24 protein-coding genes are annotated in these 23,323 nt (G+C 41.6%); 9 read left to right on the forward strand and 15 right to left on the reverse strand.

Annotated features, from left to right (window positions below):
• Window positions 1-29: 29 nt before the first annotated feature.
• Window positions 30-452: a Dabb family protein gene (locus FY557_RS15535; protein WP_149248158.1), complete on the forward strand. Its 423-nt coding sequence runs from the start codon at window positions 30-32 to the stop codon at window positions 450-452.
• Between the two features lie 18 nt (window positions 453-470).
• A complete protein-coding gene (locus FY557_RS15540; RefSeq protein ID WP_149248159.1) occupies window positions 471-956 on the forward strand; it encodes a hypothetical protein in 486 nt (161 codons plus the stop codon).
• 427 nt (window positions 957-1,383) lie between these two features.
• Here FY557_RS15540 and fabF read toward each other — a convergent pair whose 3' ends face one another.
• From fabF to FY557_RS15590, 10 genes are all read right to left on the reverse strand, one after another.
• Entirely contained in the window at window positions 1,384-2,625 is a 1,242-nt protein-coding gene (gene fabF / locus FY557_RS15545; protein WP_149248160.1) for a beta-ketoacyl-ACP synthase II, read from the reverse strand.
• On the reverse strand, window positions 2,626-3,051 hold the full coding sequence (locus FY557_RS15550; RefSeq protein WP_149248161.1) for a PaaI family thioesterase: 426 nt from the start codon (window positions 3,049-3,051) through the stop codon (window positions 2,626-2,628).
• Window positions 3,052-3,058: 7 nt separating this feature from the next.
• On the reverse strand, window positions 3,059-3,679 hold the full coding sequence (locus FY557_RS15555) for a TetR/AcrR family transcriptional regulator (RefSeq protein ID WP_149248162.1): 621 nt from the start codon (window positions 3,677-3,679) through the stop codon (window positions 3,059-3,061).
• Window positions 3,680-3,850: 171 nt separating this feature from the next.
• Window positions 3,851-4,270: an OsmC family protein gene (locus FY557_RS15560; RefSeq protein ID WP_149248163.1), complete on the reverse strand. Its 420-nt coding sequence runs from the start codon at window positions 4,268-4,270 to the stop codon at window positions 3,851-3,853.
• A gap of 88 nt (window positions 4,271-4,358) precedes the next feature.
• The gene (locus tag FY557_RS15565) at window positions 4,359-5,216 is read right to left on the reverse strand and encodes a helix-turn-helix domain-containing protein (protein WP_149248164.1); all 858 of its coding nucleotides are present in this window, start codon (window positions 5,214-5,216) and stop codon (window positions 4,359-4,361) included.
• 348 nt (window positions 5,217-5,564) lie between these two features.
• The gene (locus FY557_RS15570; protein ID WP_185151743.1) at window positions 5,565-8,240 is read right to left on the reverse strand and encodes a TonB-dependent receptor domain-containing protein; all 2,676 of its coding nucleotides are present in this window, start codon (window positions 8,238-8,240) and stop codon (window positions 5,565-5,567) included.
• Window positions 8,241-8,349: 109 nt separating this feature from the next.
• Window positions 8,350-8,724: a hypothetical protein gene (locus tag FY557_RS15575; protein WP_149248165.1), complete on the reverse strand. Its 375-nt coding sequence runs from the start codon at window positions 8,722-8,724 to the stop codon at window positions 8,350-8,352.
• An 18-nt stretch (window positions 8,725-8,742) separates the two neighbouring features.
• A complete protein-coding gene (locus FY557_RS15580) occupies window positions 8,743-9,384 on the reverse strand; it encodes a hypothetical protein (RefSeq protein WP_149248166.1) in 642 nt (213 codons plus the stop codon).
• A gap of 69 nt (window positions 9,385-9,453) precedes the next feature.
• Window positions 9,454-10,140 (reverse strand): response regulator transcription factor, encoded by a 687-nt coding sequence (locus FY557_RS15585; RefSeq protein ID WP_027380477.1) that lies wholly within the window; start codon window positions 10,138-10,140, stop codon window positions 9,454-9,456.
• 76 nt (window positions 10,141-10,216) lie between these two features.
• Window positions 10,217-11,764: a sensor histidine kinase gene (locus FY557_RS15590; RefSeq protein ID WP_149248167.1), complete on the reverse strand. Its 1,548-nt coding sequence runs from the start codon at window positions 11,762-11,764 to the stop codon at window positions 10,217-10,219.
• Between the two features lie 205 nt (window positions 11,765-11,969).
• On the opposite strand from FY557_RS15590, the gene FY557_RS15595 reads away from it, so the two are divergent.
• Window positions 11,970-12,467: an SRPBCC domain-containing protein gene (locus FY557_RS15595; protein ID WP_149248168.1), complete on the forward strand. Its 498-nt coding sequence runs from the start codon at window positions 11,970-11,972 to the stop codon at window positions 12,465-12,467.
• 94 nt (window positions 12,468-12,561) lie between these two features.
• On the opposite strand, the gene FY557_RS15600 is transcribed toward FY557_RS15595, so the two are convergent.
• From FY557_RS15600 to FY557_RS15615, 4 genes are all read right to left on the reverse strand, one after another.
• Window positions 12,562-12,906, reverse strand: coding sequence for a demethoxyubiquinone hydroxylase family protein (locus FY557_RS15600; RefSeq protein WP_149248169.1), 345 nt, complete (start codon window positions 12,904-12,906; stop codon window positions 12,562-12,564).
• A 191-nt stretch (window positions 12,907-13,097) separates the two neighbouring features.
• Entirely contained in the window at window positions 13,098-15,143 is a 2,046-nt protein-coding gene (locus FY557_RS15605; protein WP_149248170.1) for a S9 family peptidase, read from the reverse strand.
• 88 nt (window positions 15,144-15,231) lie between these two features.
• The gene (locus tag FY557_RS15610) at window positions 15,232-15,972 is read right to left on the reverse strand and encodes a uroporphyrinogen-III synthase (RefSeq protein ID WP_149248205.1); all 741 of its coding nucleotides are present in this window, start codon (window positions 15,970-15,972) and stop codon (window positions 15,232-15,234) included.
• Window positions 15,973-15,984: 12 nt separating this feature from the next.
• The gene (locus FY557_RS15615) at window positions 15,985-16,653 is read right to left on the reverse strand and encodes a DUF4271 domain-containing protein (protein WP_149248171.1); all 669 of its coding nucleotides are present in this window, start codon (window positions 16,651-16,653) and stop codon (window positions 15,985-15,987) included.
• 75 nt (window positions 16,654-16,728) lie between these two features.
• Here FY557_RS15615 and FY557_RS15620 point away from each other — a divergent pair, with 75 nt between their 5' ends.
• From FY557_RS15620 to FY557_RS15635, 4 genes are read left to right on the forward strand one after another with little or no spacing between them, the layout of a single operon-like run.
• Entirely contained in the window at window positions 16,729-17,445 is a 717-nt protein-coding gene (locus tag FY557_RS15620) for a polyprenol monophosphomannose synthase (protein ID WP_149248172.1), read from the forward strand.
• Window positions 17,442-17,819 (forward strand): DUF4296 domain-containing protein, encoded by a 378-nt coding sequence (locus tag FY557_RS15625; RefSeq protein ID WP_149248173.1) that lies wholly within the window; start codon window positions 17,442-17,444, stop codon window positions 17,817-17,819. Before FY557_RS15620 ends, FY557_RS15625 begins: the two co-directional genes overlap by 4 nt.
• Before the next feature lie 10 nt (window positions 17,820-17,829).
• A complete protein-coding gene (gene tgt / locus FY557_RS15630; RefSeq protein WP_149248174.1) occupies window positions 17,830-18,963 on the forward strand; it encodes a tRNA guanosine(34) transglycosylase Tgt in 1,134 nt (377 codons plus the stop codon).
• Window positions 18,964-19,018: 55 nt separating this feature from the next.
• Window positions 19,019-20,131 carry an LptF/LptG family permease gene (locus FY557_RS15635; RefSeq protein WP_149248175.1) on the forward strand — a complete coding sequence of 371 codons (1,113 nt, stop codon included), beginning with the start codon at window positions 19,019-19,021 and terminating at the stop codon, window positions 20,129-20,131.
• Here the strand turns inward: FY557_RS15635 and FY557_RS15640 are convergent.
• Window positions 20,125-20,841 carry a biotin--[acetyl-CoA-carboxylase] ligase gene (locus tag FY557_RS15640; RefSeq protein ID WP_149248176.1) on the reverse strand — a complete coding sequence of 239 codons (717 nt, stop codon included), beginning with the start codon at window positions 20,839-20,841 and terminating at the stop codon, window positions 20,125-20,127. The genes FY557_RS15635 and FY557_RS15640 overlap by 7 nt on opposite strands.
• 86 nt (window positions 20,842-20,927) lie before the next feature.
• On the opposite strand from FY557_RS15640, the gene rsfS reads away from it, so the two are divergent.
• Both rsfS and ftsH read left to right on the forward strand, forming a co-directional pair.
• Entirely contained in the window at window positions 20,928-21,290 is a 363-nt protein-coding gene (rsfS, locus tag FY557_RS15645) for a ribosome silencing factor (protein WP_149248177.1), read from the forward strand.
• Between the two features lie 21 nt (window positions 21,291-21,311).
• Window positions 21,312-23,318, forward strand: coding sequence for an ATP-dependent zinc metalloprotease FtsH (gene ftsH / locus FY557_RS15650; RefSeq protein ID WP_149248178.1), 2,007 nt, complete (start codon window positions 21,312-21,314; stop codon window positions 23,316-23,318).
• Window positions 23,319-23,323: the final 5 nt, after the last annotated feature.

Genomic DNA, 23,323 nt, shown 5'->3' on the forward strand with positions numbered 1-23,323 from the left:
CAGTAAACCACAACAAAATTATATTTATTATGGAAAGAAGAAAATTTTTATTCCGTTCGGTACAGGCCTCGGCATTCCTGCTGATCTCCGGGAATATGCTGGCCTCTGCCTTACCTGTGTTTAACCCTATAAAAAAGAAAAAAGTGTATTTCCATTATTTATTGTTCTGGCTCAGAAAAGATCTTTCTGAAGCTGAAGTAAAAGAATTTGAGAACTTTTTCAAAGGACTGGCCCAACTTCCTTACCAGAAAAATCTCCGCTATGGAAAGCCGGCAGCCTCCAGCCCGAGAAGTGTCCTGGATAACAGTTTTACCTATAACGTTTCCATGGAATTCGACAGCCTGGAAGCCCTTGAAGCGTACGGGAAACTTCCGGAGCACCTTGCCCTCGTACAGAAATACAAGCCGTTCTTTGAAAGAATGGCGGTTCACGATACCGTTTACAACCCATAAAAAAGAATCTTATTTAAAATGAAAAACTTTGTTAAAGGCATGAGCCTTGTTGTAGCATTTTCAACTATGAGTTTTATGAATGCACAAGATCATCACAAAAAGCATGTGAGAGTTAAAGTAGAAGAAACCACGGAATCCATTCCAGCCATCAGGCTCATCAATAAGCCCGACGGTACCTGCACTTTTGAAAAAGGGAAGATCCCGACACTGAAACACATGAACACCAGTACGTTCTGGATGAGCAATAAGACCGAGGAATGGGAAAAAAATGCCCATCCTGCACCAAGAAGGCAATACGTAATTACCATCAAAGGAAACATCAGATTCAAAGTAACCGACGGATCCACTTTTATGATCAAACCGGGAACGGTACTGCTGGCAGAAGACCTGAAAGGAAAAGGCCACAGCTGGGATATGGTAAAAAGCAAAGTCTGGGAAAGGCTTTACATCCCGATTGCAGAAGATGCGGACGATCTTTTTATTGCAGACAAAGATTCCGACTAATTCAACATCATCATATGGTGTTTATATAAATTCGTACAGTGAAAAAGCAGCCGAAAGGCTGCTTTTTACGTGATCCAAAATGTATTTCTTCTTTTTCTAAGCGCTGAATTTTTCAAACGCAAAGTTTTTACTTTCCCAATGTATAAGATAAGGAAGTTAAGAAAAGATCAGCAAGCTGATCTGATGAAGTGTGAGCATGACCCATCCGCTTCATCGGCAGCTTTGCGGCTCCACTTTGCTCCCTTTAGAAATAAAAAGAGCAATCATCAGGCTTTGCGTTAATTTTATTCACAAGTTTAATAATTAGTGTACTGATGCTTGTATAATCGTACAATGGAAATGATATTCAATTTGTTCTAGGATCCGGAAGCATAATGCTGTAAATAAAACTTCCGGCGTCCTGCTTCCCTCTTCCAGCCTATCAAAATTACTGGAACTTCTTAAAAATCAAAGTAGCATTGTGGCCTCCGAATCCGAAAGCATTGCTTAAAGCATAATTGATATTCTTTTCTTTTGCCTCCCCAAAAACAATATTCAGGTCCTTCGGAATATTCTCATCAATCCTGTGAAGGTTAATGGTCGGCGGAATGATTCCGTTCTCAATGGCTTTGATCGACAAAATGGCTTCTGCTGCTCCGGCAGCCCCCAGCAAATGGCCGGTCATGGATTTAGTGGCACTGATGTCCAGGTTCGTGCTCCCTTTAAACAGTCTGTTGATTCCATTCAGCTCTACAAGGTCACCCATTGGGGTGGAAGTAGCATGCGGATTGATATAATCGATGTCTTCCGTATTGATGCCTGCTTCATTTAATGCCAGCTGCATCGCTTTGATGGCGCCCGTTCCTTCAGGATGAGGTGCCGTCATGTGATAAGCATCGGCGGTCATCGCAGCTCCCGCAAGTTCCGCATAGATTTTTGCGCCTCTGGCTTTGGCATGTTCATATTCTTCTAAGATTAGAGCGCCTGCCCCTTCTCCCATTACAAATCCGTCCCGGTCCGCATCATAGGGACGACTGGCAGTAGCAAAATTGTCATTCCGGGTAGACATGGCTTTCATAATAGAGAAGCCTCCGATCGATGCAGGCGTGATGGCCGCTTCGGATCCGCCGCTTACGATCGCCTTGGCTTTGCCGAGCCTGATGTAGTTGAAAGCATCCATCAGTGCCGTATTTCCTGTAGCGCACGCCGAAATGGTCGTATAATTAATGCCCTGAAGGCCAAATTTCATCGAGATCATTCCCGAAGCCATATTGGCAATGAATTTGGGAACAAAAAAAGGATTGAATCGCGGAGTACCGTCTCCTTTGGTGAATTCCATCACCTCGCTTTCGAAGGTCCACATTCCGCCCTGTCCAGTTCCCCAGATCACGCCGGTATCGAAGGGATCCATCTTTTCAAGCTCAAGACCGGAATCCTTCAACGCTTCAGCAGCAGAATACATGGCGTATTGGGAGAAAAGGTCGCTTCTTTTGATTTCATGATGGGTTAGATAGGCCTTCGGGTCAAAATTTTTAACCTCACAGGCAAAATGGACTTTAAATTTTTCAGTATCAAAATGGGTGATTTTTCCGGCACCGCTGATTCCGTTGATGCTGTTCTGCCAGAATTCTCCGACATTATTTCCTAAAGGCGTCACTGCGCCAAGACCTGTAATAACAACTCTTTTCATTTAATTGCTGATTTTGAATAAATTAGAGGTTCCTCTGGCAATCAGGCGGGTTTTATCCGCATTCCAGATTTCGCATTGTGCGTTTACAAATTGCTTTCCTCTTTTAATGATTTTTGTTTTGGCTATAATAGGATCGTTTTCTTTAGCGGTTGAAAAATAATCAATGCTGTTATTGATGGTAACAATAAAAGTTTCCTCGTTCAGGGAGAACATTGTAGCTCCGATAATGTCATCCATGATCGCAGCGGTAACGCCTCCGTGAAGATTGCCCATCGGGTTCAGCCATTCCTGCCTTACGGTATACTGAAATTCAATCTGCCCTTCTTCCACAGACAATACCACCGGATTCAGCCATCGCATAAACGGGGAAGGGGAGGCCGTGAATTCTTTTCCGGTAAAGCTTTTCAGGACTGCTAATTTATCCATATTATATTTAATTTTTATTTTTTTCTGAAGATGCCGTTACCAATTCGGTATCAATGATTTTGAGGATACGATCCAGCGCAAGGTTCAGGAACTTCTCATCACCTGTGGTTTTGGATAATAAAATTCCGCCTTCGATCATCATGACAAACAAGGAGGCATATTCTTCGGCATCCGGTTTTTCATTCAGCGCTCCGGCTTTCTGGCCCTGGGTGATGACTTCCGAGATTTTGGCCATCCATTCCTCAAAGGATTTTTTTACCTGGTCTTTCAGATCCGGAAATGTATCGTCTGCTTCTGTTGCCGCATTCATCAGTGGGCAGCCACCATTTAAAAATACGGAATGCCAGTTTTTTCTGTAAAAAGCAACAAGAGCATACAGTTTATCAACGGCAGTCGGAAACCTGTCACTGAAGGCAAGGACCATATTTGCTTTCAACGAACCGGCGTTATACCGGTAGGCTTCAAGGGCCAGCTGATCTTTATTTTGAAAATTGCCGTAGATACTGCCTTTCGTTAATCCGGTCGCTTCGGAAATGTCAGATAAAGACGTGGAAGTATAACCTTTCGTATTGAACAAAGAAGCTGTTTTCTCAATAATGAATTGTTTTGTCTTTTCCGCTTTTGACATAAGGCTGAATGAGAGTACAAATATATAAAAATATACCGATCGGTATATTTATTCTGATTAAATTTTTATACTGAATGAGACGGGCTAGTTTTTTAAAAAGGAAAAACGGGCCGAAAGCCCGTTTCATTGATATCAGGTTAAGATTTACAGGATAAATCTCTTTGATCATATTTAATTGGTCAAAGTCGCCTGCAGGGTAATTTCAAAGTTGAACGCGGCACTTACCGGACATCCTTCTTCTGCAATTTTAGCATATTTCTGGAATTCTTCTTCAGAAATTCCCGGAACTTTTGCCGTTAAAGTAAGCTCGGATTTTGTAATTTTTCCGATACTCGGGTCTAAGGTGATCACGGATTTGGTTGTTAATTCCTCAGGAGTAAAACCTGCCTGTGAAAGCTCTGCACTAAGTTTCATGGTGAAACATCCTGCATGCGCTGCTGCCAGCAGTTCTTCCGGGTTCGTCCCCACGCCTTCTTCAAAGCGGCTGTTGAAAGAGTACTGGGTCTGGTTTAAAGTAGTGCTCTGTGTTGTTAAATGTCCTTTTCCTTCTTTGACGGTACCGTTCCAAACGGCTGTTGCGTTACGTTTCATATTATTTTTAATTTATTATTGTTAACTGTGTTGTTTTGACAGGACAAAGGTATAGCAGATATTATTCCGAAGCGTTAGATAAAAAGAACTAAATCTTGTACTTTTTTCCCAAAATATAACTTTTCCTGAATTGAGCAGGTGTATTTCCGGTTTTATTGGTAAATAGACGGTTGAAATAGGCCGGATCTTCATACCCTAGATCGTAGGCAATCTCTTTCACAGCCTTATCTGTGTAAAACAAGAGTCTTTTGGCTTCCAGTAAAATGCGGTTGATAATAAACTGGTTCGGGGATTCCAGTTTTAAGTTTTTAAACTTATGAGTCAAGGTTTTAGGAGCAACATGAAGAAGCTCCGCATATTCTGCAACATGATGCTTTTCCCGGAAATGGATTTCCAGCAGCCGGCTGAAATCCCTGAAAATATCCAGTTCGTTTCCCGGAATTTTGATGTCATCGTTATCCAGGTTCTGTTTCTTCCATTTCCGGGTGGCACGGATGATGATCTGCTTTACATAAGTCCGGATCATTTCCTCAGCCGAAGAATCTTTACCCTCGAGTTCTTCTTTGATATATTGAAATAAATTTTTAATTACTGAATCTTCTGCGTCATCAAGCTCCACAAAAGGAATTTCAAAAACATTATGGAACAGCAGACCGTCACAGGCCACTTCTTTATCATGGATCTGGATGCAGTAGAAATCACGGTTGTAATAAATCAGACGGGATACCCCTGATGCTTTTTCAACCTGCAGATGCTGGTTGGTCAGAAAAAATAAGGCCGGCTTTTCAATGCTGTATTGCTTAAAGTCTACTGTCAGTTCATATCCTGCCGGAACATAGAAAATTCTGATTTCAGAAATATATCTTGCCTCAGTAAAGGTTTGCAGATTCTCTTCAGAAAAGATTTCAAAACCTAGTTTTTTGTATTGGTCTTCAAAAATAAGCATCTTCAGTGATGGATTTCTTTAGGGAAAGATACAAAAAAGCATGGCTTAAATTAAACGCTTTTTAGGCCATGCTGAATGTTTTTTAACATGCTAAGTATAATATTCAATATCAATAGAAATGGTCTTTAGCCCCGTCACCATATGGCGGATAATGAGCGGCTTTAACCGAAATATATGGTTCGTTTTGGCTAAAGCCAAGCTGGAATTACAATTTTCATGTCGGGCTAAAGCCCGATGCAATTGATGAAATATGATAAATTAAATTTCAGCCAGCTCATCTTATTTCAGCTCAAGTTCATGTTAAATTAATTGTAATTCGACCAGAGGCTACTCTGTTCAAAATCAACCCTAAAAACTCACATCCAGCCCCACATAAAAATTCGCTTTCATAACCGGAGCGTAGACCATTCCGCCGTCGAAATAATTTCCGAAAGGATTCTTCACATCCACGATTGCGTTTTTCTGGTAATACGAGGTAAGGTTTTCGCCACCGGCATAAACCCTGATTTTTTTATTGAAGTTCTTTGAAACCTGGGCATTCAGAACCGCATAGGATCCGGAGTACGCCGGAAGCCGGAATGCAGCAGGATTGGAGTACGTATCTGGCAGCCTCTGTTTTCCGACAGCATTCAGGGTGGTATCGAAACTCCAGAATCCGCCCTTGCTGTTTTTATTGGTTGCATAGGCTAAATTCACAAACCCTCTGTGTTTCGCCATGAAAGGAACTTCTCTTCTTCCGCTCAGGTAATCGGCCTGAACATCGTAATATTTGTAAGCCAAGCGGACCTTAAAATTCTTAAACGGCATAAAATCCCACTGCGTCTGGAATGAATTGGCAAATGATTTTCCTTCCAGGTTATAAAAGACCAGCTGCTGAGGGGAACGGTCCGGATCCACCATCACCTGATCCTGAAAATCGGTCCTGAAAAAATCGGCCACAACGGTTGATTTCCTTCCGAAGATTTTAAACTCCTGCTGCAGGCTGGCTCCGTAGTTCCAGGCGATTTCAGGTTTAAGGCCGTAGATGTTCCCGCCGTTCCCCAGGATCTGAATGCTTCTGTTAGAGGCAAAATACTGCTGGCTTTCCGCGAAAACATTGGCTGTTCTGAAACCTCTGCCCGCAGAAAGTCTCAGGATGGTCTGCGGCGTAAAATCATATTTGAAATTCAGTCTTGGAGTAAGCTGCGTTCCTGCCAGATTGTGGAAATCCACCCGTGCACCGGCGACCAAAGTATATTTCAGTCCGGTTAAGGTATATTCCGCAAAGGCTCCGGGAACGATTTCATTTCTTTTGAAGTTCCCCGTTAAATAGGTTTCGTCATAGCCGTCATACATAAAGCTTGCCCCGGCTTTATATTTATGGTTGGTATTTCCTAAAATACTTTCAAAAATAAGATTTGAATAATACGTCTGCTGCTTTCCGGAGTAATTTCTCAATCCGAAGAAGCTGTCCTGCTGATGATAGGTATACTGGTTCATCCAACCTAAGCTCTGGTACGGCTTTCCTTTGAAAACATAGCCGGTTTTATTCCATACCTGGAATCTGGAAATATCAATGCCAACGCCATAGAGCGACTGTTTTTCCTGCGGGATTTTTTTATCGAAGCCGATCTGTCCGGAAGTCCTCTCATCCTTAATGAAATTGATCCCGAAATGTGAACCGAGTCCCGATTTTTCAAGATCATTGTAATTGAGCAAATAAGCGGCATTCAGCTGGGTTCCTTTCGGCCGGTCCAGAAAACCGTCGTCATTCATATCCGTATCACCGAAGGTACCGTTTCCGTGAAGCAGGAAAGTCTGTGACCATTTTTCATTGATCGGCGAAACGCTAGTGATATTGGCTTCGGTTCTTCCGTTGAAATCGGCGAACAGGTTTAATGAAGTTTCGGGCTCTTTGGCATTTTTCAGCAGTTCGGTATTGATCTGTCCGGTAATGCTTTCATAGCCGTTGGTTACCGTACTGCCGCCTTTGGTAAGCTGAATGCTTTCAATCCACCGTCCCGGGATGAAATTCAGTCCGTACGCGGAAGCCAGTCCGCGGATTTCAGGCAGCAGTTCTTTCGTTAAACTGGTGTATTTTTGGTCTAACCCCAGCATTTTCAGCTGCTTGGTTCCCGTTACCGCATTGCTGAAAGATACGTCTACCGTAGCGTTGGTTTCAAAGCTTTCGGATAAATTACAGCAGGCGGCTTTCAATAATTCTTTTTTATCAATATTAAAAACCAGTCCGGCTTCTTTCTTCTGTAATGAAGTCGAGGCTTTCGACCCTGTTATTGTTACGCCTTCAATGGCTTTTCCGGCAGAACGTTCAGCATTGGAAACAGTATGCTCCAAGTGTTCCTGTGCTTCAGCTTCTTCTGAATGAACTTTCGGATTGGCTTCCCCAAAAGGGATTGCCCGGTCATAAAGACAGCAGGAGGGAAGGTTTTTATAGATATTGTCGTTGGATCTGTACTTTTCGTTATCGTGACCGACCTCTGCTATTTTCTTTAAAATCTTATCGGATGAAGTTTTAGCCAAATCAAAATTTAGGGCTACGGTCTGGGTTTCCGCATTCCATTCGGCAGCATCGGCACCGGCCTCTTTAGCTGCCTTTTCAATCCTGGCCTTGCAGGATTCGCAGTTGCCTTTTACGTAAAATTCGTTTTCCTTTTTTACAGGATAATCGGGCTTTTCTGTAGTTACAATCTGTGCACTCCGCTCATAATGGCAGCAGCCGGGAAGAGCCTGATAACTGCTTTCAGAAGCTTTGAATTTTTCATTGTCATGGCCGGCATCAGCTACTTCTTTTAAGATCCCGTCTGCAGAAACGGCATTATCGGTTTCTATGGTTAACGTCTGAAGGTCTACGGAATAAACCGCTGTTTTAGCCCCTGCTTTTTTGGCGGCGCTTTCAATCCTTTCTTTACACATATTGCAGTTCCCTTTTACCATAAAACTGTTTTTTGAAAGACTTTGGGCAGATATAAAGGAGGCAGATACTAAGAATATACCAAGAATAATCCTGGAAATATATAATTTCATGGGTTTAAAAAATTTAGGTTAAATTAAATTTAATGCAGCAGTATAGCAATTTAATCATCTGATAATCATTGATAAATTGCTAACGTGATGCGTTATTGAATTTGTTTAATTAACCTATTTTCGGCGGTTGCCAGATTTCTTTTAAACGGCCTGAAAGATACGGGTCCGAATATTCGAACGGTAAATTTTTATCGGATTGATAATACGGAATCTCCGCCTGCGGATTCTTGGCATACGGCGTTTCTATATAATTGTAGCAGGTAACGCAGGTAGAACAGCAATCGTCGTTGCATGAAGATTTCTTCCCTTGCTTACCATGATTTTCTTTGGAGTGCTGCTGATGCTGATGGTCTTTTTTGCAACAGCTCATTTCAGAATCATTTTTGCAGCAGGTTTCCTGCCTGTTCTGGGCATAGAAATTATCTTTAGGAACCAGAAAAATCCCCAAACAGAAAATAAGCGTTATGATCTGAAATAATTTCATGCTGCAAAAGTACAAAATTTACGGCAAAGCTTCACCAACTTTCACGGCGCAGTTGTGCCAAGGTTCTCCGTGAGGAGGGTTCACCGCAGGTTTAGGTCCTGTAGGCACCCGGGTGGAAGCAGGCGCCGGAGTGTTTTGTGCCACTGCCTGCTGAACCGGTTGCTGTACGGGAGCAGGTTTGCTGTTCAGCGGCTGTCCTACGGGAATATCGCATCGGTGTCCCGGTTCTCCGTGAGGCGGGTTCATGCCTTTTGGGGTTACGGTTTTTGCTTTTCCGCTTTTATCAACGGTAAACTTTCCGGGCTGCAGGGCATTCGGATCAATCTGGATGGCCTGTCCCTGCTGAGTATTTACGGTAAGGTTCTGTGCATTCTGTTGTTGAGGAGCTGAATTTAAAGGCTGCCCGACAGGGATGTCGCACCGGTGTCCCGGCTGTCCGTGAGGTGGATTCATACCGGCCGATGTTACGGTGGCCGTTCCGGAACCGGAAGTGGTGGTAATGCCCGCCTGATCTATCAGCGAAGCTTTCGGAGCCTGATTTACAGGAGAAGCTGGCTGTTTAACACCTGCTTCTTCTGCAATATAGGTCGCTCTTTCATCTTTTTTACAGGAAACGGCTACTATGGATAAGGCCATCAGACCTAATAACGTATTCTTCATATAAAACAAAATTAGCAAAACATTTTGAATTGCTTTGCTAATTTTATTTTTGTAATCGATATTTAGGAATTAATTCTTAACCAGAAGCCGGAATCCTTCACCGTGTACGTTGATGATTTCCAATCCTTCATCGTCTTTCAGCAGCTTACGGAGTTTCGCGATGTAAACGTCCATACTTCTTGCCGTAAAATAGTTTTCTTTCTTCCAGATTTTTCTCAAGGCAAGATCCCTTGGCATAAAATCGTTTCTGTGGATGCACAAAAGCTTCAGCAGCTCATTCTCTTTCGGGGAAAGCTTGTATTCATTATCGCCAACGCGTAGTTGTCTCAACATGGAATCAAAGAAAATGTTGCTGATCTTGAACTGTTCCTGCTCTTCATTTTCCAGGGTTGAGCTTCTCTGAAGGATGGCCTTGATTTTATATAAAAGCAATTCCGTATCAAAAGGCTTGGTGATATAATCGTCGGCACCCAGCTGATAGCCCTTCAGGATGTCTTCTCTCATATTTCTGGCCGTAAGGAAAATGATCGGCGTATTTTTATCGATTTTTTTAACGTCTTCAGCTAAGGAGAACCCGTCTTTTTTTGGCATCATCACGTCGAAAATACAGATATCGAATTCATTTTCCGTAAATTCTTTCAATCCCTGTTCTCCATCGGTGGCAAGAGTAACTTCAAAATTATTTATCGTTAAATAATCCTTCAGCACTGCCCCGAAACTCTGGTCGTCTTCTACTAATAATATTCTGTTGCTCATAGTTTTAAATTATTAAAGTTAATAATCAGAATGAACCCGTCACTCTTTTCTTCTATATTTTGTCTTGGTTTTTTAATCAGCTCATCGGCAGCTTGATCGTAAATGTACTTCCTTTTCCTTTGTAGGAATCTACGATAATCTGTCCTTTATGAAGTTCTACAATTTTTTTTACATAGGAAAGTCCTAATCCCTGTCCTTTTACATTATGGATGTTCCCGGTCTCTTCCCTGAAGAATTTCTCGAAAATTTTGGTTTTGTTCTGGGTTTCCATTCCCATTCCTTTATCTGAAACTTCAATTACATAAAAATGGCCTTCGTTTTTGGTGCGGATCGTAATTTCCGGTGCTTCCGGCGAATACTTATTGGCGTTATCCAGAAGGTTTACCAGCATATTGGAAATATGGAATTCGTCTATTTTAAAAGTATAATTGGTAGCATTGAATTCCTGGATAAGCTTTCCGTTTCTCTGCTGGACGATCAGGTTAAAAGATTCCGTCGTCCTGCGGATCAGTTCGCGTACATTTGTCTCTCTCAGGAATAATTTCACTTCGTTCCTTTCCAGCTTCGACATGTTCAGAACGTTCTCCACCTGTTTTTTCATTCTCAGGTTTTCCTGCTTGATCAGTTCCGAATAGTATTTTACTTTATCTGGATTAGTCGCAATCTTATCATTGGCCAAGGAATCGGTGGCGACGGAAATCGTTGCCAGCGGCGTTTTGAATTCATGAGACATGTTATTGATGAAATCCGTTTTCACTTCCGCCAGCTTTTTCTGCTTCATCATATAATTGATGGAAATGATATAAATGCCCAGGATCGTCAGCAGGGAGAGAAATGTTCCCAGAAGCATCGGCCAGTTGTTCATCGCCAGTGAGTAGTCCTTTTTCGGGAAAACGAGGGCTAAATTGTATAAAGTTCTTTCTTTTTGGTCCGTAAACAGGGGATAGCTGTACGTATTGTTGTCTTTCCGGTCTTTATAGTCCCTGCTCACCACTTTAGTGAGGTTGTTATTCTTATCGATGATGCCGTATCCGAATTTGGCGGAAATCCCGCGGATCCTGAGCTCTTTGGTAATCACGGAATCCAGGACTTTGGGATTTACCCTTTTTGAGATCGGAAGGTTATTGCCTACAATTTTGGCATATTCCTTCATCGAATAATCCCCGTTTTCGATATCCTGGTTCAGGTCTGCAGTAAGGATACCGCGGTCGGTCGTATCCCGTTTTATTTTATAGGCCGCTTCGTCCGTGTATAATTTGGTAAGCTTGATGGAATCCCCTTTCTGCGAAATCGGGAGCTGGCTTTTTTCAATGATGTTTTTCAGGTAAATGATCTGCCGCTGCTTCCCGGAATCCTCTACCTGTTGAATCGTCGTTAAAGTAGGCTGCTCGCTGTTGGCCAGAATATTGTTCCTGAAATCTTTGTTTTCAACATTTAAATATTTATCGAGTTCGATTTCGCCGATATTTTTTGTTGTTCCTTCCAGGGCAGAATAAACTTTTGAGGAAAAATCCTGTTCCAGGGCGCCATAATAATTTTTCAGCCAATAAAACTGGAGCGTGACAAAGACAATCAGTGAGATCGTCATGAACACCGAAATTATTGGAATGAATTTATTATTCATTTATTGTTTTTTAATAGTTTCTTAAAATAATGAATGTTAAAATTATTATTTTATGATTTGATAAACAAAAAATAAGCCGTTAAATTGTGTAATTTTTCTTAAAACTCTAATTTTTAACATTTATTTAGAAATTTTTTAAAATGTGGTACGCTAAATAGCGGTACTGAAAATAAAGTGTAGCTTTATATAAACAAAAATATCTTTTATGGAATCCAAAATTATTTTTAACAAAGATCTCGATGCCCATAGCATCTATGTAATGAAAATCTATGATGCTCAAGTATCAGAAGTCTGGGATTATTTTACAAAATCCGAATTGCTGGACCAGTGGTGGGCACCAAAGCCCTGGAAACGCGAAACGAAGACCCAGGATTTTAAGGAAGATGGTATCTGGCTGTATGCGATGACCGGGCCGGATAGTGACCGGCATTATGCCAGGGTAAAGTACGGGGAAATTACTGAACACCGGAGCTTCGACGGCAGCGGTTCTTTCTGTGATGAAAACGGAAATACCAATCCTGATTTTCCGGAAGTGAAGTGGCTTTTCGGCTTTACAGGAGTAGAAGAGGGGGCAAAAGTTACGGTCAATATCTATTTTCCAAACGAAGAATCTTTAAAAAAACTATTGGAGATGGGTTTCGAGGAAGGATTTAAAACCGGACTTCATCAATTGGAAGAAATTCTCAGTGATTTGAAAAGATAATAATTTGAAGATAAAAAAAGGAAAGTAGTTTTCTACTTTCCTTTTTAGTTAACATTCTGAAAATTAATTTTCAAATTATCTTATTAAGCCATTTTCAAATTAACTCTTCATCCTGGAAATACTGGATGATGGCCTTTTTCATTAAAAGCTGCTGTTCATTAGGCTTCAGTTCCGGAAGTTCTTCCAGTTGATCAAAATGCGGATATCCGTCATCGTCGTAATGCGAAAATTTGTAATACCCGAAAGGCTCCAATAGCCTGCATACGGCAATATGAAGAAGGTTTACCTTATCGTCCTTTGTATATTTCTGCTGGCCGCTGCCGAGTTCCTGAAGGCCTATCAGGAAAAGATAGGTTTCAATCGGTGCGTTTTTTTCCGTATCAAAATTTTCAATGAAAAATTGTTCTACTTTCTGCCAGTATTCTGCTTCGTTCGTCATAATGTATAAATAAATTCTCCTGATGGTTACTGGTGTTCTGCGTTTAAGATTTTGCCGAATCCTGTTTCCCGGCAAGGTCCAGAAACTGCTCAACTTTTAATCCTTCTTTTCCTGCAGATATTCCTGTTTTTCAGTTCCGTTTATTCTGCTCTTTTGAAACAATGCCAATAAATAATCAGGAGGGTTACATCTTAATTTTTATTTTCCAGTTTTATTAAAAATGCGTATTCCAGTGCGTCTTCTTTCAGCGATTCAAATCTTCCGCTGGCCCCGCCGTGGCCTGCACTCATATCGGTCTTGAAAACCAGAAGGTTGTTATCCGTTTTCAGCTCCCTGAGCTTGGCCGTCCATTTAGCCGGCTCCCAGTACTGAACCTGCGAATCATGCAATCCGGTAGTAATCAGTGCGTTCGGGTAATCTTTGGCTTCTACATTGTCGTACGGCGAATATTCCTTCATATAATGGTAATATTCTTTGTCATTCGGATTTCCCCATTCGTCATATTCCCCGGTGGTTAACGGGATGGTATCATCCAGCATGGTGGTTACCACATCCACAAAAGGAACCTGCGCCACAATCCCATTAAATAAAGCAGGCTCATAATTCATTACGGCTCCTACCAACAGGCCTCCGGCGCTTCCGCCCATGGCGTACAAGTGTTTTGAGGAGGTATAATTTTCTTTAATTAAAAACTTTCCGGCATCAATAAAATCGAAGAACGTATTTTTCTTAAACAGCATTTTTCCGTCTTCATACCATTCTCTTCCCAGATATTCACCGCCCCGGATATGGGCGATGGCATAAATAAAGCCCCGGTCCAGGATCGATAACCTTACATTTGAGAAACTTGCATCCACGGTATGTCCGTAGCTTCCGTATCCGTACAGCAGCAATGGGGTATCCGCAGAATTTTTCGTGTCTTTATGATACACCAGAGAAATGGGGATTCTGGATTCTCCGTCTCTGGAATCCGCCCAGATTCTTTCGGAAATATAGTTTTCCGCAAAAAATTTTCCACCCAGTACTTCCTGCTGTTTTAGGAGAACGGTGGTCTTGTCCTTCATGTTGTATTCATACGTTGAACTCGGCTGGGTTAAAGACGTATAACCATAGCGCAGGATTTCCGTATCGAATTCAAGATTTACCCCGATATAAGCCGTATAGGTAGGATCGGAGAACGGCAGGTAATGCGATTCCCGGGTTTTCTCATCGATGATTTTGATCTGTAAAAGACCCTGCTCCCTTTCTTCAAGAACCAGATAATTTTTAAAGATCTCAAAACCTTCCAACAGCACTTCAGGACGGTGCGGGATTACATCCACCCAGTTTTCCATGCTGCAGCTGTTTATTTTTGTCTTTACGATTTTAAAGTTAAAAGCATCATCTGCATTGGTAATGATGTAAAATTCGTCTTCGTAATGTTCCACGGAATATTCCAAGTCATCGATCCTCGGCTGAATAATCTTCCAGTCCGCAAAAACATCGTCGGAAGGGATAAACCGGTGCTCATCTGAAATTGTGCTGGAGCTGGCGATGAAAATATATTCCAGGGATTTCGTTTTGAAAACATTCACGTCAAAAGTTTCGTCTTTCTCATGGAAAATCAGCACATCCTCGGAAGCGTCGGTTCCCAGTTTGTGGCGGTACACCTGAAAGGCCCTCAGACTTTCGTCTTTACGGATGTAAAAAACATGTTCGTTATCATTTCCCCAGACTGCTTTGCCGGTGGTATTTTCAATTTTATCCGGAAGGATTTCCCCGGTTTTCAGATTTTTAAAATTGATGCTGTAAATTCTTCGGCTTACCTTATCCGATGAAAAAGAAGCCAGTTCGTTATTCGGTGAAACGGCAACACTTCCTACTTCAAAGTAGCTTTCGCCTTCTGCCAGCACATTTACATCCAAGATGATTTCCTCTTCATTTTCCAGGGTCTGGTGCTTTCTGCAGAAAATAGGATATTCTTTCCCTTCTTCGTAACGTACAATGTACCAATATCCGTTGAAAAAATAGGGTAAAGACTCGTCGTCTTTCTTATACCGGGCCTTCATCTCTTCAAAAAGTTCTTCCTGCAGCGGTTCCGTGTCTTTCATCACGAAATCGGCATAGGCGTTTTCTTCTTCAAGATATTTAATGACTTCCGGATTTTCCCTTTCATTGAGCCAGAAATAGCTGTCCGTTCTTTGATCACCGTGTGTTTCGAGGAGTTTTTCTATTTTTTTTGCCTTTGGAGCTTCCATTCAATATTAATTCTTGTTCAAATTTAGTTAAAAAAAAACCATCTTTCCTGTATGAAAAGACGGTTGCTTTATATTTTTATATTAAAACTTATTTGTGGAGCGCTTTAATATATTTTTCCAGAGCCATGGTCATGGATGGGGTTTCTTTTGTCGGTGCCATTAAATCTACTTTTAAACCGGCTTCTTCCGCAGCGGCTGAAGTGGTAGATCCGAAAACGCCGATTTTCGTGTCTTCCTGCTTAAAGCCTGGGAAATTCTGCTGCAAAGACTTGATTCCCTGCGGGCTGAAGAAAATAAGCATGTCGTAATCCTTTACGGTGATGTCGGTAAGATCGCTGCAGACCGTTCTGTACATGATAGCTCTTTTCCAATCTACATTGGAAGCTTCCATGGTCTTTGTAATATCCGGGCTTAAAACATCTGATGAGGGAAGCAGATACTTTTCGGTCGGGAACTTCTTGAAAAGAGGCAGCAAATCGGAAAAATTCTTCTCCCCGAAACTGATTTTCCTTTTTCTGTACACGATGTGCTTCTGAAGATAGTTGGCAATCGCTTCAGACTGACAGATGTAACGCATCGTATCAGGAACCGCAAAACGCAGCTCTTCCGCTAATCTGAAGTAATGGTCTATCGCATTTTTACTCGTGAAAATAATTCCGGTATATTGCGTAAGATCGATCTTCTGTGTTCTCAGTTCTTTATTGTCAACTCCTTCGACGTGGATGAAAGGGCGGAAATCAATCTTTATCTTTTCCTTCTTTGCAATTTCCAGGTACGGAGACGACTCACTTGGCGCTGGTTGAGAAACCAATATAGACTTTATTCTCATCATTGACATGTATTAAAAAAATAATAGCTTCCAAAGCAACAAAAGAGGTGCAATTTGGAGGGTGCAAATATACAAAAATTTATAATACCATTTCGCAGGTAAAATCTTGTTCTTGTGAAATAAATAGAAAAAAACTTTGAAAACGAAAACAAAGGAAAAAAAGAACAGATAATACAAAAACATTTCATTTCTGTCGATCGGGAAATAATAGTGCATGACGCAAAGAACAATCAGCAGAAAAGACAGGATAAAATAGAATTTGGTAGCGGTAAAATAAAAAACAGTCCATTTCTTTCCATCGCCGATACTCTGAAAAAATAAAAAGCCCAGGCTGGTCCTCAGCAGGTAAAAAAGAATCACGGCAATCAGGCTGAACCCGAATTTGTTCAGCTGGTAGCCCAGAATCTGCAGGTCTGCCACAAACTTCGGAACCGTCGGAACATATTGCGAGATCAGAACCGACAAGGTGAGGACGATAACGCAGGAAGTAATAACCCAGCTTGGCAGGTTATTACTGGAGTCAAAATATTTCTGAAGCAGAAAGTCTTTCAGGTTGGCTTCCCTTTCTACAATATTCATCATAAAAAGATATAAAAAGATACAACCTAGCAATATAAAGATTACCCAATCGTTGTTCTCAGGTATTCTCGTATGATTTATAAAGTTTTGTGATAGCGGCAACGTAATTTTTTTGCAAAATTATAGATTATTTTGTATAAAATAAAAAGGTTAAATAAACTATCTTTGCAAACTGAAATGAAAAAACTGGTCATAATTCCGACATACAACGAAAAGGAAAATATTGAAGATATTATTTCCGCAGTTTTTGCATTGGAAGATGACTTTCATATTCTGGTAGTGGATGACTCGTCTCCCGATGGAACGGCGGAACTGGTAAAGGATCTGCAGAAGGCCTTTCCGCATCATCTCCATTTATCCGTAAGGAAAGTAAAAGACGGTCTGGGAAAAGCCTATATCCATGGTTTCAGATGGGCAATCGAAAACAAGTATGATTATATTTTCGAGATGGATGCCGATTTTTCCCACAACCCAAACGATCTGCCGAAACTTTTCGAAGCCTGCCTGAATGCGGATATGGCTATCGGTTCCCGGTACTCCAAAGGGGTAAATGTGGTAAACTGGCCGATGGGAAGGGTGCTGCTGTCTTATTTTGCTTCAAAGTATGTACGGTTTGTGCTGGGGCTTCCGATTCATGATACGACTGCAGGTTTCGTCTGCTTTTCAAGAAAAGTGCTTGAAGAGATCGGCCTGGACAATGTACGGTTAAAAGGATATGGATTCCAGATTGAAATGAAATTCAGAGCCTTCAGGAAAGGATTTAAAATCGTGGAAGTGCCGATTATTTTTACCAACAGGATCCTGGGGGAAAGTAAAATGAACGGCGGAATTATTCATGAAGCGGTTTTCGGCGTATTAAATTTAAAATGGAAATCCCTGATCAACAGATTATGAAAAAACTGTTCTTCATTTTCGTTCTGATGAGTATGTTTTCCTGCGGAGACTACATCGACAAGCCTGAAAACCTGATCTCCAAAGATCAGATGGCAGAAGTGCTGGCAGACCTGGCCATCAATGACCAGGCTACTTTCATCTATCCGAATTCCAATCTGGAAGCCGGGACAAGATATGTTCTGAAACAGCATAATATTAAATCCGAAGATTTTATCGCAAGCTTCAAATATTACGTGGTGAAGGAAAAAATGCAGGAAATCGCGGAGGATGCGCAGCAAATATTATTGGAAAGAGATCCAAAAGCGGATCAGTATGTAAAGGATAAAAAAAATAAACCGGGAGAGCTTCAGCCACCTCCCGTTTTATCAAGATAAGATATGTAAGATGCAAAAGTTTTTTAATATAGAAAAAACCTCTGAGGGGAAAGCAAGAGCGGGCGAGCTTACGACAGATCATGGTAAGATTCAGACGCCGATCTTCATGCCGGTAGGAACGGTAGCGAGTGTAAAAACCGTTCATCAGAGAGAATTAAAAGAAGACATAAAAGCTCAGATTATTCTGGGCAATACCTATCACTTATACCTCCGTCCGGGGATGGAAACCATGCAGGCAGCAGGAGGGCTGCACCAGTTCATGAAATGGGATCTTCCTATTCTTACAGATTCGGGAGGCTTTCAGGTATTTTCACTTTCAGGAACAAGAAAAATGTCCGAGGAAGGTGTGAAATTCAAATCTCACATAGACGGAAGCGTTCATTTATTCACTCCGGAGAAATCAATGGAAATCCAACGGCAGATCGGAGCTGATATTTTTATGGCTTTTGATGAATGTGTAGCATATCCTTGCGATTACAATCAGGTAAAGTCTTCTATGGAAATGACCCATCGATGGCTGAAGAGATGTATGGATTGGAACGAAAAAAATCCTGAACTGTATGGTCACAAACAGACTTTCTTCCCGATTGTGCAGGGTTCCACTTTTTCAGATCTAAGAAAAATTTCTGCGGAAGTGATCGCTGAAGCCGGTGCTGAAGGGAATGCGATCGGAGGACTTTCTGTTGGAGAACCCGAAGAAGAAATGTACCGAATTACCGATGAGGTGACGGATATTTTACCTAAAGAAAAACCAAGATACCTGATGGGTGTAGGAACGCCCTGGAATATCCTTGAGTCGATCGGGCTGGGAATCGATATGATGGATTGCGTAATGCCGACACGTAATGCCAGAAATGCCATGCTTTTCACCTGGAAAGGCGTCATGAACATGAAAAACGAAAAGTGGAAGCAGGATTTTTCGCCGCTGGACGAATTCGGAACGAGTTTCGTAGACCGGGAATATTCAAAGGCCTATCTGAGACATCTGTTTGTGTCTAAGGAATACCTAGCGAAACAGATCGCATCGATTCATAACCTGGCTTTCTACCTGGATTTGGTAAAAACGGCAAGAGAGCATATTTTAGCAGGGGATTTCTACCAGTGGAAAGATTCTGTAGTACCGGTGCTGCGCCAAAGGCTGTAACCGATTAATAAAGAAAGAAAGTCTGATAGGAATAATCAAATAAAAATGCAGTAACATGCTAAAGATCATAGACCGATACATTGTGCGAAAATACCTTGGAACATTCAGTTTCATGTTGATCCTCCTGTCTATTGTAGTATTGGTGATCGATGTACAGCAGAAAATCCCGAGGATTGAAAATGCCACGGCAATTGATCCGAAGCTGAATGTTACCTATTTTCTGATCCATTTCTATCCCTTCTGGATCATCAACCTGATTATGACATTCCTCTCGATCCTGGTGTTTATTTCAGTGATCTATTTTACATCCAGAATGGCAAATAATACCGAGATTGTTGCGGTAATCAGCAGTGGGGCCAGCTTCCACCGGTTCGCTAGGCCGTATTTGCTAACGTCCCTTTTTATTGCCATTTTATCATTAGGGATCAACCATTTCTTGCTGCCCTGGGCCAATATCCAAAAAAACCAGCTGGAAGCTTATACCTATAATGCCACCAACAAGGAAAAGGTACTGGGAACGGCTCCTGTTTCCGCACAGCTTAGCAAGACCGAATACATTTTCATCAATACCTGGAACAAAAGGGAGAAGCGGGGATCAGGATTCCTCTATCAGAAGTTTGATAAAAACAGAAGGATGACTTATGAGCTTAAAGCTTCCGATGTTTCCTGGGACAAGGATAAAAAAATCTTTGTTCTGAATTCCTATACAGAAAAAACCATCAATAAAAACGATACGGAAAAGCTTGCCAATGGATTTGAGCTGAAGAAAAATTACGGGCATGATCCCGAAGAACTTTTCCCGAACGAATTGCTGGGGCAGAATAAAACCACGCCTGAGCTTCTAAAATTCATCCACAGGGAAACTGAAAAAGGAAACAGCAACCTGAATGCGCATTTGAATGAGCTGCATCAGAGGACTTCGATGCCTGTTTCCATCGTGATCCTTACCTTTCTGGCACTTTCCCTTTCCTCGCAGAAAAAAAGGGGAGGGCTCGGGGTAAACTTGGCACTGGGAATTTCCCTGGCCTTTGTCTTTGTATTCTCTTTTGAAGCTTTAAAAGTGGTTTCCGAGAACAAAAGCATGTCCCCGGCTCTGGCGATGTGGTTCCCGAATATTGTCTTCTTCCCGCTTGCCGCTTATCTTTATATTAAAAGGGCCAATCAGTAAAGCAGCTTGATTTCTTTATGAAAGAAGGACTGTAAGCCTTCGTCTTCCAGTTCAATCCACAATTCACCTTTTTCGTCAGCCTGGCGGATGATGCCATTTTGTCGCTTTTTATCCTTTTCAAAAACAGAAATTTCATCTTTCCGGAAGAGCTTCCGGTTGAAAAGCTTCCGGATTTCCTCTCCGGAAGGTAAGGATTTTAACTTTTCCGCTAAAAAAATATCCAACTGCAGAGCAAATTCATGCAGGTCGAAAGACTTTCCTGTAAGGGTTAGAAGCGATGATGCATTGGAAATTTCCCCGAATGTTTCCTGAAGAATGTTGAAACCTGCTCCGATAATAAAATAGTTGTGGTGATTGATTTTTTTCTTTTCAATTAAAATGCCGACAATTTTTTTGTTTTTAAGAACGATATCATTGGGCCATTTGATTTTCACCGGGTTTTCAGCCAGATTGGCAAGGAAATCGCTGATGACAATTGCGGTATAATAATTGAACATAAAATCGGAGACCGTAAAATTTTCAGCCTTGACGGCCAGTGTATAAGCCAGATTTTTTTCAGCCGTTGAAGACCAGGTGTTTCCGTACTGTCCGCGGCCTTTTGTCTGATTGAATGTATACACAGCAATAAAATCTGAATTTTCGTAAAGTAAAAACTTGGATATTTCGTCATTAGTAGAAGAACATTCATTCACGTAAAATAGTTGACTCATTTAAGAAAACTTTAAGACTTTCGGGGGTTAAAAGTAAGGCTAAAGTAAAAGAAAAACAATAAATTTGCAGATTATAGTATTTTTTAATGAATAAAACAGCAGAAAAACAAGCACTAATAGATAAAATTGTAGAGGCTATCCAGGATGTAAAAGGCGAAGATATCATGATATTTGATCTTTCCAACATCGAAAACTCAGTGGCAGAAACGTTCATCATTTGCAGCGGAAACTCCAATACGCAGGTTTCAGCATTGGCAGGAAGTGTGGAAAAGAAAGTAAGAAATGATCTTAAAGACCGGCCTTGGCACGTAGAAGGTACCGAAAACTCCATGTGGGTATTGGTAGATTATGTATCCGTAGTCGTTCATATTTTCCAGAAAGAAGTACGTGAGTATTATGATATCGAGGAACTCTGGGGAGATGCCGCTATCACAAGAATTGAAAGTTAATATTAATTTTAAAAAGTATAAATGAATAATAAAGGATTTAACTGGTTTTTTCCGATCATGATTATAGCCCTTGTGCTTTTTTTTGTAGCCAATTCTTTTGGAGACAACAGCGCAAAGTCTATTGATGAAGATGGTTTCTTCAGAGAAATGCAGGCGGGAAAAGTTCAGAACATTATAATTTATAAAGACACTGAAAGAGCCGACATATTTCTTACCAAAGAAGCAAAAACGGCAACGGTAAGTACAAAGGAGAATGATCCGCTTTCTGCCTTTTCCATGGCTCCGAAAGCAGACTATACCGTAAAATACGGGGATTTACAGCTTTTCTTACAAAAGTTTGATCAGGTAAAAGCTCAGAATCCGGCGGTTAAGACATCGAAAGATTACGGCGTGGGTAAAAGCCCGCTGATGGATATTCTGGTTCAGGCGTTGATCTGGATTACGATCCTGGGGATATTCTATTTTATCCTTTTCAGAAAAATGGGAAGCGGCGGCGGTCCCGGTGGACAGATTTTTTCAATCGGAAAATCGAAAGCCAAGCTTTTTGATGAAAAAGAAAGAATCCAGGTGACATTTAAGGATGTAGCCGGTCTGGAAGGTGCTAAAGAAGAGGTTCAGGAAGTTGTGGACTTTTTGAAAAACTCAGAAAAATATACGAAATTGGGAGGTAAGATTCCTAAGGGTGTTTTATTGGTAGGTCCTCCGGGAACCGGTAAAACCTTATTGGCAAAAGCCGTAGCAGGAGAGGCTAAAGTTCCTTTCTTCTCACTTTCAGGTTCGGATTTTGTGGAAATGTTCGTTGGGGTAGGTGCATCAAGGGTAAGAGACCTTTTCGCCCAGGCTAAAGCCAAATCTCCGGCTATTATTTTCATTGATGAGATCGACGCCATCGGGCGTGCCAGAGGAAAAAACAACTTCTCCGGCGGAAACGATGAAAGAGAGAACACGCTGAACCAGTTGTTGACGGAAATGGATGGTTTCGGTACTGACACCAATGTTATTGTAATGGCAGCGACCAACAGAGCAGATATCCTGGATAAAGCGTTAATGAGAGCCGGACGTTTTGACCGTTCGATCTACGTCGACCTTCCGGAACTGCACGAAAGAAGACAGATCTTTGATGTTCATTTAAAGAAAATCAAGCTGGACGAAAATGTAGACCGTGAATTTTTGGCAAAACAGACTCCCGGATTCAGTGGAGCAGATATTGCCAACGTTTGTAACGAAGCAGCTCTTATTGCTGCCCGTAATGACCATTCATCGGTAAGCAAGCAGGATTTCCTTGATGCTGTAGACCGGATTATCGGTGGTCTTGAAAAGAAAAATAAAGCAATCAAACCGTCTGAAAAGAAAAGGGTGGCTTATCATGAAGCAGGGCATGCTACGATTTCATGGTTGGTAGAGCATGCTTCACCACTTTTGAAAGTAACCATTGTACCGAGAGGACGTTCTTTAGGAGCAGCCTGGTATTTGCCTGAGGAAAGACAGCTGACCACTACCGAGCAGATGCTTGATGAAATGTGTGCTACTTTGGGGGGTAGAGCTGCAGAACAGGTTATATTCAACAATATCTCTACAGGGGCTCTTTCCGATCTGGAAAGTGTAACCAAAAGAGCCCAGGCGATGGTAACCATCTATGGTCTGAGTCCGAATATCGGAAATATATCGTATTACGACAGCTCAGGACAGTCTGAATATAATTTCGGAAAGCCGTATTCTGAAGAAACGGCCAAGAAGATTGACGTTGAAATCAGAGGGCTTATCGAAACGCAATATGACCGTGCCGTACAAATCCTGACGGATAATAAAGATAAACTGGATGCTTTGGCAACCAAACTTCTTGAAAAAGAAGTGATCTTCCGTGAAGACCTTGAAGAAGTATTCGGGAAAAGAGCCTGGGATCCCGAATTGACGGAGAAACCGGTAACAAATACCATTCCTACTGCAGAGCCGCAAGAGCAGATCCTTATTAAGGAAAAGGAAGGAGAAGGCGGAATTCAGGCACCTGAAAGCCCTACCCAGATTTAACGATT

This window comes from Chryseobacterium sp. SN22 (genome assembly GCF_008329705.1).
Taxonomy (GTDB): Bacteria; Bacteroidota; Bacteroidia; order Flavobacteriales; family Weeksellaceae; genus Chryseobacterium.

Bases quoted from the DNA above. Each gene is read 5' to 3' on its own strand.
- FY557_RS15535 (WP_149248158.1), top strand. From the start codon at position 30: ATGGAAAGAAGAAAATTTTTATTCCGTTCGGTACAGGCCTCGGCATTC.
- FY557_RS15540 (WP_149248159.1), top strand. From the start codon at position 471: ATGAAAAACTTTGTTAAAGGCATGAGCCTTGTTGTAGCATTTTCAACT.
- fabF (WP_149248160.1), bottom strand. From the start codon at position 2,625: ATGAAAAGAGTTGTTATTACAGGTCTTGGCGCAGTGACGCCTTTAGGA.
- FY557_RS15550 (WP_149248161.1), bottom strand. From the start codon at position 3,051: ATGGATAAATTAGCAGTCCTGAAAAGCTTTACCGGAAAAGAATTCACG.
- FY557_RS15555 (WP_149248162.1), bottom strand. From the start codon at position 3,679: ATGTCAAAAGCGGAAAAGACAAAACAATTCATTATTGAGAAAACAGCT.
- FY557_RS15560 (WP_149248163.1), bottom strand. From the start codon at position 4,270: ATGAAACGTAACGCAACAGCCGTTTGGAACGGTACCGTCAAAGAAGGA.
- FY557_RS15565 (WP_149248164.1), bottom strand. From the start codon at position 5,216: ATGCTTATTTTTGAAGACCAATACAAAAAACTAGGTTTTGAAATCTTT.
- FY557_RS15570 (WP_185151743.1), bottom strand. From the start codon at position 8,240: ATGAAATTATATATTTCCAGGATTATTCTTGGTATATTCTTAGTATCT.
- FY557_RS15575 (WP_149248165.1), bottom strand. From the start codon at position 8,724: ATGAAATTATTTCAGATCATAACGCTTATTTTCTGTTTGGGGATTTTT.
- FY557_RS15580 (WP_149248166.1), bottom strand. From the start codon at position 9,384: ATGAAGAATACGTTATTAGGTCTGATGGCCTTATCCATAGTAGCCGTT.
- FY557_RS15585 (WP_027380477.1), bottom strand. From the start codon at position 10,140: ATGAGCAACAGAATATTATTAGTAGAAGACGACCAGAGTTTCGGGGCA.
- FY557_RS15590 (WP_149248167.1), bottom strand. From the start codon at position 11,764: ATGAATAATAAATTCATTCCAATAATTTCGGTGTTCATGACGATCTCA.
- FY557_RS15595 (WP_149248168.1), top strand. From the start codon at position 11,970: ATGGAATCCAAAATTATTTTTAACAAAGATCTCGATGCCCATAGCATC.
- FY557_RS15600 (WP_149248169.1), bottom strand. From the start codon at position 12,906: ATGACGAACGAAGCAGAATACTGGCAGAAAGTAGAACAATTTTTCATT.
- FY557_RS15605 (WP_149248170.1), bottom strand. From the start codon at position 15,143: ATGGAAGCTCCAAAGGCAAAAAAAATAGAAAAACTCCTCGAAACACAC.
- FY557_RS15610 (WP_149248205.1), bottom strand. From the start codon at position 15,972: ATGAGAATAAAGTCTATATTGGTTTCTCAACCAGCGCCAAGTGAGTCG.
- FY557_RS15620 (WP_149248172.1), top strand. From the start codon at position 16,729: ATGAAAAAACTGGTCATAATTCCGACATACAACGAAAAGGAAAATATT.
- FY557_RS15625 (WP_149248173.1), top strand. From the start codon at position 17,442: ATGAAAAAACTGTTCTTCATTTTCGTTCTGATGAGTATGTTTTCCTGC.
- tgt (WP_149248174.1), top strand. From the start codon at position 17,830: ATGCAAAAGTTTTTTAATATAGAAAAAACCTCTGAGGGGAAAGCAAGA.
- FY557_RS15635 (WP_149248175.1), top strand. From the start codon at position 19,019: ATGCTAAAGATCATAGACCGATACATTGTGCGAAAATACCTTGGAACA.
- FY557_RS15640 (WP_149248176.1), bottom strand. From the start codon at position 20,841: ATGAGTCAACTATTTTACGTGAATGAATGTTCTTCTACTAATGACGAA.
- rsfS (WP_149248177.1), top strand. From the start codon at position 20,928: ATGAATAAAACAGCAGAAAAACAAGCACTAATAGATAAAATTGTAGAG.
- ftsH (WP_149248178.1), top strand. From the start codon at position 21,312: ATGAATAATAAAGGATTTAACTGGTTTTTTCCGATCATGATTATAGCC.